At 59.7% G+C, this 9,587-nt stretch carries 11 protein-coding genes and 3 pseudogenes; 6 read left to right on the forward strand and 8 right to left on the reverse strand.

Annotated features, from left to right (window positions below; all coding sequences use genetic code 11):
* The first annotated feature begins 238 nt into the window (after window positions 1-238).
* Window positions 239-1,194: pseudogene (locus ACFFNA_RS33920) on the forward strand (DUF1403 family protein).
* 2 nt (window positions 1,195-1,196) lie between these two features.
* Window positions 1,197-1,902, forward strand: a pseudogene (scpB, locus tag ACFFNA_RS33925) (SMC-Scp complex subunit ScpB).
* Between the two features lie 41 nt (window positions 1,903-1,943).
* Here the strand turns inward: scpB and ACFFNA_RS33930 are convergent.
* From ACFFNA_RS33930 to ACFFNA_RS33940, 3 genes are read right to left on the reverse strand one after another with little or no spacing between them, the layout of a single operon-like run.
* Complete coding sequence (locus tag ACFFNA_RS33930) at window positions 1,944-2,105, reverse strand: RES domain-containing protein (RefSeq protein WP_378924224.1); 162 nt, start codon at window positions 2,103-2,105, stop codon at window positions 1,944-1,946.
* A 34-nt stretch (window positions 2,106-2,139) separates the two neighbouring features.
* On the reverse strand, window positions 2,140-2,469 hold the full coding sequence (locus tag ACFFNA_RS33935) for an RES family NAD+ phosphorylase (RefSeq protein ID WP_378924226.1): 330 nt from the start codon (window positions 2,467-2,469) through the stop codon (window positions 2,140-2,142).
* Window positions 2,466-2,852 carry a hypothetical protein gene (locus tag ACFFNA_RS33940; RefSeq protein ID WP_095090518.1) on the reverse strand — a complete coding sequence of 129 codons (387 nt, stop codon included), beginning with the start codon at window positions 2,850-2,852 and terminating at the stop codon, window positions 2,466-2,468. The genes ACFFNA_RS33935 and ACFFNA_RS33940 overlap by 4 nt, the downstream gene beginning before the upstream one ends.
* 221 nt (window positions 2,853-3,073) lie before the next feature.
* Here ACFFNA_RS33940 and ACFFNA_RS33945 point away from each other — a divergent pair, with 221 nt between their 5' ends.
* Complete coding sequence (locus ACFFNA_RS33945; protein WP_378924228.1) at window positions 3,074-3,691, forward strand: hypothetical protein; 618 nt, start codon at window positions 3,074-3,076, stop codon at window positions 3,689-3,691.
* 8 nt (window positions 3,692-3,699) lie between these two features.
* Window positions 3,700-4,839, forward strand: a complete 1,140-nt coding sequence (locus ACFFNA_RS33950) for an ImmA/IrrE family metallo-endopeptidase (protein WP_095090248.1) — start codon at window positions 3,700-3,702, stop codon at window positions 4,837-4,839.
* Between the two features lie 102 nt (window positions 4,840-4,941).
* Here the strand turns inward: ACFFNA_RS33950 and ACFFNA_RS33955 are convergent, their stop codons facing one another.
* The 4 genes from ACFFNA_RS33955 to ACFFNA_RS33970 all read right to left on the reverse strand — a co-directional run bounded on the left by ACFFNA_RS33955 (window position 4,942) and on the right by ACFFNA_RS33970 (window position 8,706).
* Window positions 4,942-5,502: a hypothetical protein gene (locus ACFFNA_RS33955; protein ID WP_095090247.1), complete on the reverse strand. Its 561-nt coding sequence runs from the start codon at window positions 5,500-5,502 to the stop codon at window positions 4,942-4,944.
* Between the two features lies 1 nt (window position 5,503).
* Entirely contained in the window at window positions 5,504-7,156 is a 1,653-nt protein-coding gene (locus tag ACFFNA_RS33960) for an anti-phage dCTP deaminase (protein ID WP_095090246.1), read from the reverse strand.
* A gap of 804 nt (window positions 7,157-7,960) precedes the next feature.
* Window positions 7,961-8,455 carry a hypothetical protein gene (locus ACFFNA_RS33965; protein ID WP_095090245.1) on the reverse strand — a complete coding sequence of 165 codons (495 nt, stop codon included), beginning with the start codon at window positions 8,453-8,455 and terminating at the stop codon, window positions 7,961-7,963.
* Window positions 8,455-8,706, reverse strand: coding sequence for a hypothetical protein (locus ACFFNA_RS33970; RefSeq protein ID WP_143748883.1), 252 nt, complete (start codon window positions 8,704-8,706; stop codon window positions 8,455-8,457). Before ACFFNA_RS33970 ends, ACFFNA_RS33965 begins: the two co-directional genes overlap by 1 nt.
* A 281-nt stretch (window positions 8,707-8,987) precedes the next feature.
* Between ACFFNA_RS33970 and ACFFNA_RS41310 the strand changes: the two are divergent.
* A pseudogene (locus ACFFNA_RS41310) lies at window positions 8,988-9,122 on the forward strand (IS110 family RNA-guided transposase); the annotation flags it as partial.
* Window positions 9,123-9,144: 22 nt separating this feature from the next.
* A complete protein-coding gene (locus ACFFNA_RS33975) occupies window positions 9,145-9,390 on the forward strand; it encodes a hypothetical protein (protein WP_167392282.1) in 246 nt (81 codons plus the stop codon).
* Window positions 9,391-9,396: 6 nt separating this feature from the next.
* Here ACFFNA_RS33975 and tnpB read toward each other — a convergent pair whose 3' ends face one another.
* Window positions 9,397-9,585 carry an IS66 family insertion sequence element accessory protein TnpB gene (tnpB, locus tag ACFFNA_RS33980; RefSeq protein ID WP_378924231.1) on the reverse strand — a complete coding sequence of 63 codons (189 nt, stop codon included), beginning with the start codon at window positions 9,583-9,585 and terminating at the stop codon, window positions 9,397-9,399.
* Window positions 9,586-9,587 lie beyond the last annotated feature (2 nt).

Below are 9,587 nucleotides of genomic sequence, written 5' to 3' on the forward strand. Positions count from 1 at the left end.
AGGCTGTCCGGGGCTTGAGCGCAAACCGGGTCCGCTCAATGAACGCGAATTCTCGTCGATCTGACGCCTAAACGAGGCTGTCCGCCGGTGAAAAACGAACGACAACGGCCATTTCTTCTATAAAGAGCAAAGCGAACGATAATGCAACATTATCATTCGTTATTTACTGACGACAGGCTGTGCGCTTTGGCGCGAAAATCATGGCGGAAAGCGCACGGGTGCTTTACCCTGCAAAACCATGACTCGGCTCGATCCCACGACTGCCAGCCCCGCCCCAGAGCCGACCGTTCCGGCCTGGGCGCTCGCCCGGGGCGGCGCGCCGAGCAACGCTGACGCCGCCTTCCAGGCCGGAGCCGCCTTGGGCGCGCTCGACACGCTTTGCCGGGCGCAGCCTTCCTGGTCCGGTGCCTGGCGCCAGCGGCTGGCGCTCAAATGCGCCGCCGCCAGCATGCGGCTAGCCAGCCGCGCCGAGGACGAAGCCGCCTTGCGCGATGCCTGGCAGCTTTGCCCGGCCGGCGCCGATCCCGGCCCCGCCGGCGCTGTCCTTGGCGCCTGGCGGCAACTGGCGCTGCGGCCGCCGGCAGCCAGCCCCGATCGGCTAGCCAAGATTGTCGAAATGCTCGGGGTCGCCTGGGACGGCGCCGCGCTCGCCGCGCTTTGCGTGCAAATCGAGGAATTGGCGCGGTCGCGGCGGCCGGCGCCGTTCGCGGCCGCGGCGATCGCCGCTCATACCGTTACCCTGCGCCCCGATGCCGAGCTTTTGGCCTGGTAGCTGGCCGACCTGGTGCTGGCGCAAAGCCTGCGCTGGCCGCGGCCGCTGCCGCTCCTGATGGCGCAGGTTTTGGGTCCGGCATTTCGGTCGACGGAGGCGCGCGACAAAAGAATCCGGCCGGGACAAGAGGGGTTTGAGGCTGCGGTCTGCCTGGCGCTTGCCCAGGCGGCGGCGGAGGCCTGCCAGCTGGCCGCCGAGCTGTCGCGCCGCGCCGAAAAACTTCTGGCGATCGGGCCAAACTGCGCGCCAAGGGCGCCGGTGATGTGATTTTTCTGCTGCTCAACGAAGACGCCGTTTCGGGCTCGCTGACGACCAAAAACCTGTCGCGTTTTGCGGCGCGCCGCCTGTTCGAGCGGCTGCGACAGCTCGAGGCGGTGCGCGAGCTGTCTGGCCGTTCCTCTTTCCGGCTGTTTGGACTTTAGCGATGGCCGAGACAGCGAGCGACGAAAGGGCGAAAAAAAATGTCCAGCGAATGCTGGTCGACACCGAGCTGGAGCACCTGCCGCCAGAACTGCTGGCGCGAGTGGATGGGTCGCGTTGAAGCGGTGATCTTTGCTGCCAGCGAACCGGTGACACGTAGTGTCCTCGCGCGGGTGGTGGGAAGAAGCTGCAATCTCGAGCTGATCATCGACGACATCCGCGCCGAGCTCGCCGGCCGCCCTTACGAGCTGGTGGCGGTCGCCGGCGGCTGGCAGCACCGGACCAAGAAAGTATTTGGCGACGCCATCCACTGTGCATTTGGCACGCCCGCGGAGCAGGGGACAAAAGAGCTGTCGCAGTCGGAGGCGCTGGTGCTGATGTGCATTGCCTATTTCCAGCCGATCACGCGTGGTGAGCTGTCGAGCTTTTTCGGCAAGGAGGTGTCACGCGATCTGATCGGCGTACTGCGCGCTGAGCAGCTGATCGCCTCGGGGCCGCGCAGTCCGCGGCCGGGCGCGCCTTATACCTATGTGACGACGAAGAACTTCCTGTCGCAGTTCGGGCTCGACACGCTGCGCCAGCTGCCGGATTTCGAGGCGCCCGAGGATGCAGGCCTGCTGTTGAAGGAAAAGATGCTGGCCGGCGATATTCCGGCCGGGCTGGCAAGCGGGGAGGGCGAGGACGATGTCGTTGAGGACCAGGTGTGGTGAGCACGCGTTGTCGCGTTGCGACCACAGAGACGGTCGATGACTCAGGACCAGGACGACTGGTCGTGCGGGAGCCGGTCATCGGGATCGTGAACCGCGACATGATCGCCGTCGACAAGATTGGCCGGAAAGATCACCAGATTGGTGCCGCCGGCGTGACGCAGCGACGGAAACAGGATGCCGCGAAGCCCGGCGGTGATGACCATGTCCGCAAGCTTCCACGATGAAGGTATCTTCCTGTCAATGCGAGCGATCTGGCGCCAGGCACAAATCCCATTCCTTCCAGGCACTATCCCACGCATTCGGGTCGAACCCCTGCGAAAGGTCGGCGACGTCGGCGAGCGTGATCTTGTAAGCGGCAAGGGTCGCCGGCGGGGTGATGCCGGCACCCTGCTTGTATTCATCAAGAGCGGTCTGGGTCGAACGGGACAGATAGAGCGCTTCGACGCCTGGCCGGTTGAAACGACCGCCGTCAATCGCCGCGCCTGCACCGCTGATGGGCAAAAAAGCCCATTTGGGTGTCAGATAGCGATGGAATATCTCGTCCGGCCCGACCCGGGTGATCTTCACCCGCGCGCGCCGTTTTCGAGATCACGAACGAAGGCCAGGACGGCCTCGACCCGGCCGTCCGCAACGAGCTCCGCAGCCGTGCGGTGGCCGTAATCGGCGATCGGTTCGTTGCGATACCAGTAGATCGCCTTGTCGACGTCGCCGGTGAGTTCGGTGGCTGCGGAAATCACCTTCACCATCTCGCGCATCCTGCCCTGCAGGCGCTCCGAGGCTGGGTTGCGCAGCGTGTTGCGGTGGACACCGGTCAGTTGTGCCAGGTTGGCCACCTTCACGCCAAGCGCCTGCGACAGGCGCTTTGGCGAGATATAGGGTGTGCGTGGCTCCTGCAGGCTGTCAACGAAGCCTGAGACCACCCTGGAATGTGCAAGCTGTGCGTGGGTCATGACAAATCTCCGGCCTCTCATACGCACAATATATGCACATTTCAGCGCATAGCAAGCGAACTGCGATCTGTCACCGCCATCCTCATTCTCGGAGCGAAGCAGCAGCAAAGCGGCTCCATTTCAGTAGTTCAACCCATACATCCGCCTTTCGGCGCGCATTGGTTGACAATGATCCTTATGGTTGACAGACTCTAAGAAATGCCCGATTCGAGAAAGAGAGAGTGAAGATGCTGCCTTGGGACTATCACCCCGAGCTGACCGTAGAACGGCTTGTCAAGGTTGCACAGCTGCTCGCCTTGGGCCGTGGCAGTGCGGTCGATCGCTTTGACCCCACAATAGGAGACGACAACTGGACCTTGGGAGTCTGCGCCTACAACTACGGCTGCTTTCAGATCGCAAAGGCTGCCGGCACACTGGGTTTCGAATGGCTAAGAGTAATTGATCCCGGCAAGCATTTCCAGTTCAGCATCGGCGGTGTTCCAATGCGCTTCTGGCGCGGAGATCCCGCAGAGCCTACGGCAAAGATTTCGATTGCCACTCCCTTCGAGCAACTGCTGCTTGATCTGGAGCCAGGCATTCCGACCGCCGGCATGCTGTTTCGAATCGGTGTAACGACCGATATGGATGGCGCGCTCCTCGGAGCTAGTTTCGTCGCGTTACGCAACGACCAGCCCGAAGTCGTGTGGCCCTTGCCCCTTGCTGAGGCAGAGCCTTTGATCGCTGTACTGGACGAAGAGCGACCTGAGGGTATTGAACTTTCATCGCCGTCTGTCGGCGATCACCGGGACGACCAGGACGAGCGTGGCGACGAAATCGCCTCTTCTTCCGACGGGGTGTAAGCGTGACAATGAAGGGAGGTGCGCCGGGCCAAGTCCGGGAGGATCGGGCACGTTTCTTTTACGGCGACAAGCTCCGACTGGCGCGACTGCTCGCAGGGCTGTCGCTCGATGAGTTAGGCGGGCTTGTGACCGCTAGCCGTCAGTTTGTTCATCAGCTTGAAACGGGCGCCAAGGAACCAACCGAAGAGATGCGTGACGCGTTAGCAGCTGCGCTCGCGGTGACGTCTGCGTTCTTCGCAACGCCGGCGACGAACCCCGTCCGTGAAGAAGACTGTCACTTCCGTCGGCTGGCGAGCGCCCCACGAGCGCTGACTGCGCAGGCTGTGGCTCGGGGGACAGCTTTGGAAGCACTAGTTGACGCGCTCGAGGGCCAGGTGCGCATGCCGATTGTCGACTTTCCAGAGGAGGCGCGCCCCGCTTCGCCCAACGCGATAGAGCGCATTGCCGAGAATGCTCGACAGCACTGGGGTCTGGGCCTTGATGGTCCAATCACCAGTATGATGCGTGTTGTGGAGAATGCTGGTGCAGTGGTGGTCCACTTCGATGATCTCACTGACCGCATCGATGCGCTGTCTATGGCTCGGCGCCGGCCTATCATCGTTCGCTCAACCGCGAAAGTTGCCGGCGCCCGCTTGCGCTTCGACCTCGCACACGAAGCCGCTCACCTGATTATGCATCAAGGCATCCAGACCGGCGACAGTGTCACTGAAGGGGAGGCGCACCGGTTCGCCGGGGCCTTTTTGATCCCGCGCGCCGCGTTCGCGCGTGAATTTCCTCGAAGTCGGCGGACTCTCGATTGGAATGCACTGTTTGCAATGAAGCTTCGTTGGAAGGTTTCGGTACGCGCCATCGCCCGGCGCGCGTTTGATCTGGGCCTAATCGACGCTGCGCAATATCGCACCGCCAACATCCAACTGGTAAAGACCGGACAAGCTAAGGCGGAGCGCTACGACGAACGGGTTGCGATCGAGGAGCCAGAGCTGCTGCGCGCGGCCATCAGCTGGATTTCCAACCGTGACCCGATTGTCCTTTACCACCTGCTTGCCAATCTTGGCATGGCCCCCGAGCTATTTGCGCGACTTACCGGGGAGCGCATGCCGACGTTACCCGACAATGTTGTACCGTTCGGTACAGATAGGCTTTTGTAGGTGCTGTTTCCGCGTTTGACCTCACGTTATGAGATTCCGTAGGGAAAGAGGCAAGAAGATACGGCGAGATACGGACTCGGAAACCGGCGGCTCCCTCTAAAATCAGCCGATCTGCTCGATCCGCCAACTGGTCTTGGCTTTGGCCGAGAGCGTCCGGTTCAGGTACGCAATCAGCATGCTGGCGTGCTGAGGCTTTGGAACGAAGAACATCACTGCCCCTCTGTCCAGCTCGACCAGCTCATGATGAACTCTGGGGACTTGAACGCCGCCCTCAGTCATGAAGTCGCGGATCGAAAGGTCATGCCAAGGCATTGAGTCCAAGGCATAGTAAGAACCGACCGACTTGAAATAGGCAAACAACGTATCCCTGTCAGATCCGTATTGGTCAAAACGGGCTGCGTATCGCAGATCGATCACCGACCTGGGTTTGCTAGACAGCACTGCCTTTTGAAGCGTCCGGCCGTGCACGGTATCCATGGCAACGACGAAAACGCGCAAATCGGGAAGAGCAAGCGCGTCGAACAAATCGAGCTGATCAGCGCGTGGTGAGCTCTGCACAGTATCACGGGTGGCGACCTCATGCGTCTGCGCGACAACGCGACCATCGACGCGGCTATGCCAGCTTCCGGTATTCTCGACGAGTGTGAGTTGCGGTTTCGCCACGCTATTTCGCCAAGGCTGCTTCGAGTTCGGGATAGCCTACCGTCAAGGTGGTCCATTCGCTACCCCATTCTGGTGCCCGCATCTCAAATTCACCGCTTGTCTTATTCTTGAGTTGCCACGTCTTCTCGAATGCACGGACGTACATCCGGGGTGCTACCCCTACGAACGGTCTGAAAAGCACCTTAGGCTCATTGAGCTTAACGTCGTCCTTATCGACGTCCGAAGCGGTACGCAGCTGTGCCCGCGCGGCACCGATGCTCTTTGGGACCGGCGGTATCCACTCGGACGGGGTCACTTCGATGGAATCGCTATGCAGCTTTCTGGCCAGGCTCTTGGGGTATGGCTCGATGAACTGAACTTCGTACACGCCGGCACTGACGATGTGTCTGGCGCAATAGTGGCACGGATATGTCGTGACGAAGAGGCGGGTACCGACGGTCGAGACACCTTCGCGCCCGGCCGACAGCAGCGCATCCATTTCGGCATGGACCGCACGACTGAACTCTATGAGGCCCCCCAGCCGAGTCTTCCGGATGCGCGCAGCCAGGTCGATCTTGTCCGAAACCTGCTTCAGTTCCGGAATGACCTCGATCAAGTTGTCGATGATGTCGTTTTGCTCGCGATTGCTGCTGCAGTACGCCTCGGCGCGGAAAGCGCAACGATGATCGTCAATGCCTCTACTCGACGTCGCGAAGCGCTCACCATAGACGCCACCTCCGGCCGCCGGCACTTCGTTCGTTCCGGTCGCAACCACAGTTCCATCGGCGTCGACCAATGCCGCGCCCACCTGTCGGGATAGACAGGCGCTGCGCACGCGCGCGGAGTGGGCATGGTGCATCGCGGTCTCCTCTATGGTGGGCCGCTCCACCCGATCATGCGAGATGATGCTAACGAACCTGCTCAAATCGGTGTCCAGCAGGTTCTTGGTGCCGTTCGGGTCGTCACGGGTATTGTCGATAAAGAAATCCGCCTCGTAGAACGCCTCGGTCACATGCTGGCCATGCTTGCGACTGGAGTCGTCCGAGTCACGATCCATGAAACGGTCGACGGCGTTCTGTGTTTCGGGCAGCCCTTTCTCCGGCCCGCGGAAGTATTTCTCGAGAATTCGTGCGCGACGCACGCCCTCCTCGCAAACGACTCCGATCAGCCCGAATGCGTTGCCATAAGTTCTGCGTAACAGGTGAATTTCGGCCGGGTGCCTTATCGAATCGATAAGATAGACGCGCTTGACGCTGTCGGGAATGACCTTCTCGCCCTTGACGTACGTCTGACCGGTGCGATTGGCACGTCGCTGTGCGATTTCGCGCATTGCCGCCTTGGCGACTTCGGCCATGTCATGCTCGCGCATCGAGTCACCGAGGTTCTGCAACTCGGTAACCAGTTCCAAGGTCTTGGTGCCGACACCAGGGAAGGCCAGGCCGTTCTCATTTGCCCAGGTTCGGATCAAGTCGCTTGCCTTGATCAGGTGAACTTCATAGCCGCCGGACTTGCAAACGCGTTGCAGTGCCTTGATCGCCTGCGACGCACCTGCCCCTACCGGACCGACAACGGCGAAGAAAAGCTCTTTCGAGTGATTCCCAGCCAAAACGGTCTTGCTATCCGGCTTCTGACCAGCCTTCTGTTCAATCTTCCCGACGACCGTCGATCTCGCCATGCTAGCGCCTCCCCCGATCCCCATTCGGCTTATTCTTTTTCTATATCGAAGAACTCGCAAAGTGCAAGCGTCTATAGCATTGGTATAATCACGAAATCCAGAAGAACCTCCGATGTTGAACTACTTACAGAAGCCCGGCATTTAGGGGAGAGAGCTGGATGATTTAGCGGACTGTAAGGATGGGAACTAAGAAACCTGAGAGACCGTTCGGATGGGGATCGCAACGTTAGCCGAGGAGGCCGACAATCGTGAAGCGACGAGCGCCGCAAAGCCTCGGGTTGGCAGGCTCCCTGCGCAATGGCGAAAGAGGCTGCCGGCAGAACGGCTGCCTCAGCCAAACACCTCTCGATAAAGGTCGGTCGGGGGCTTCGCTGCCGATAGGGGCCCGAAGCCTCCGGAGAACGAACCCGCGAGCCACGGGAGGATAGCTCTGGGTATTTCTGCATTTGGGGAGCATGAGGATTTTGGGGAGGTCAGGCGGCGCGTGTTGTTTAGTGGCCCACGGTTGCGAGCGGCAGTCCACATGCGCGGCGTGTCGATCCCGAGCGCCTCGTCGTATGCGCGGGGTTGAACGGCACGCAATGCTCGTAAAATCGTAAATCGGCAGAACCAATTCTGAAAACCTGCATCTCCACGATTCGGTCGTTGAACGGCACGCTCTCGTAAGTGACTATCGACAGTCAACATTCTATTTTCCAACACAGCTTCGGCAAGGCCGGTGGCTCCAAACAGCTCAGCTGGATGTTCCTAGAACCGCTAATGCCTTGACGCTACTGCGAGGCTCATAGAGCTTAAGGTTGTGAGCTACTCCGCGGCCAGCTCTCGGCGGCGCTTCTCGGCCAGGAGGCTGCCGATGGTGGCGCCGTTGGCCCCACCAACGTTCCTTGCATCCTCTAGCATACGGCGCATACCAGCAAATTTCTCTGGCTGACTGCGGCGCGTTTGTGTGTGTTCTTGCAGCCAGCCTTCAACCTCTTCGGGCGTAGCAACGTTTATTGCCTTACGTTCATATCGCAGTTTGCCGTCAGGTCCGCGGCTTTTGACGACAATGGTCTGCCAGATGCCGGAGTAGCCACCGAGAAGCTCGCTCTGACCTGGCACCTCTCGGACACGCCGGCGGGCAACTTCGTTTACAATCTTGGTCAACGCGATGGTTTCGAGTTCTGACTGTGCGGCTGAAATGATCACGGCATAATCTTTTCGCAGCGCTTCGATCAAAGTTTTTGTGCTGATATCGCCGCCTTTGGCGGCGGAATTGATAATCTTGTTTATGGTTGTTCGAACCTGCAACAAAGACATCAAGAACCTCCTTTGCTGAAATGGCCAAGAGCCTGTTCGACGGCACCGGCCACGACTTCGTCCGTATTTTTTGATGTCATGCGAATGGCTTGAGGCCGGACCTGATCGATCACAGCCGTTACATGCTGGCCTGCGGCTAAGCGAAAGATCGCGTTCGTGTCGCGCTCTGGGCCAAGTGGAATGGCATGGTCCAACTCGGTGATGATTAGCAGATCGTACCGTGTGGCATGGGCAGCGACAATTGTCTGCAATTCTGAAAGTCGTTTCCGACTGAGCCCGCGGGATGAAACCTCCAGAGCTGCTGTGAGGTAACCCAAGGCGTCCGGTACCGGACGATCGGCCAGAACGACGTACCTCGTAAGCAACGCCTCGGCCTCCCTGCCGCATCCCTTCGGCGATGATCCACAACGCGCTTTCATATGTGTGATCGCTAAGGATAGGAAAGCCTGCATCGCGCGCCTTGGTAGCGAGATCACCGATCTGGCCTACGCTCAAGCCGCGACCTTCAAGTGTTTCGGATACTCTGGAGACAAAAGTAGATTTGACCCGGACGGCGCTGGAAGGCTTCGTCAAGAGCCTTTTGGCGACGGACGAGGTGGTGATCGAGGCGACCGGCAACTGCATGGCGGTATCACGGGTGCTGTCGCCTTTCGTGAAGCGGGCTATCTGCCGGAGAGCGCGAGCGGGGAATGCTGACAAAAGCAGAAGCCTGCGCAAAACTCGGGATCACCGAATGTACCCTGGTCAGATGGGCGAAATACGACATCGTGAAAAGACATACCTACAACGGCTATATCAGCCTCTATGAGCTGCCAGGACCGCACGTCCCAGCCAAACAGTGCAGCCGATGGAACCAGCTTGCCCATCGGGCAGAGGCTATCCGCCGACTCAACTCCTCAAAATGCTCCGATCTCAAGGAAAGGGCTGTAGTATGAAGCCAGTTAGTTTGTTAACAGGCATGCTCCTTGGCCGTCATGCCATATGACCTTCAACAAATTTCCGCGTTTCCCCCTGAAGCAAAACAGGTTCCCCCCAAGGGGATTATGTTTGAGGACCTCCTGCACCCGGAGCGCCAGCGATGGAAAGCCACATCTCATATCGGTGTAGCCTGTCGCCAACCACACACGCACGC

It is taken from the genome of Mesorhizobium kowhaii (assembly GCF_042431665.1).
Taxonomy (GTDB): domain Bacteria; phylum Pseudomonadota; class Alphaproteobacteria; order Rhizobiales; family Rhizobiaceae; genus Mesorhizobium; species Mesorhizobium kowhaii.

Excerpts from the sequence above, each read along its gene's own strand:
- ACFFNA_RS33930 (WP_378924224.1), bottom strand. The coding sequence starts at position 2,105 with ATGGTCATCACCGCCGGGCTTCGCGGCATCCTGTTTCCGTCGCTGCGT.
- ACFFNA_RS33940 (WP_095090518.1), bottom strand. The coding sequence starts at position 2,852 with ATGACCCACGCACAGCTTGCACATTCCAGGGTGGTCTCAGGCTTCGTT.
- ACFFNA_RS33950 (WP_095090248.1), top strand. The coding sequence starts at position 3,700 with ATGAAGGGAGGTGCGCCGGGCCAAGTCCGGGAGGATCGGGCACGTTTC.
- ACFFNA_RS33960 (WP_095090246.1), bottom strand. The coding sequence starts at position 7,156 with ATGGCGAGATCGACGGTCGTCGGGAAGATTGAACAGAAGGCTGGTCAG.
- ACFFNA_RS33965 (WP_095090245.1), bottom strand. The coding sequence starts at position 8,455 with ATGTCTTTGTTGCAGGTTCGAACAACCATAAACAAGATTATCAATTCC.
- ACFFNA_RS33975 (WP_167392282.1), top strand. The coding sequence starts at position 9,145 with ATGCTGACAAAAGCAGAAGCCTGCGCAAAACTCGGGATCACCGAATGT.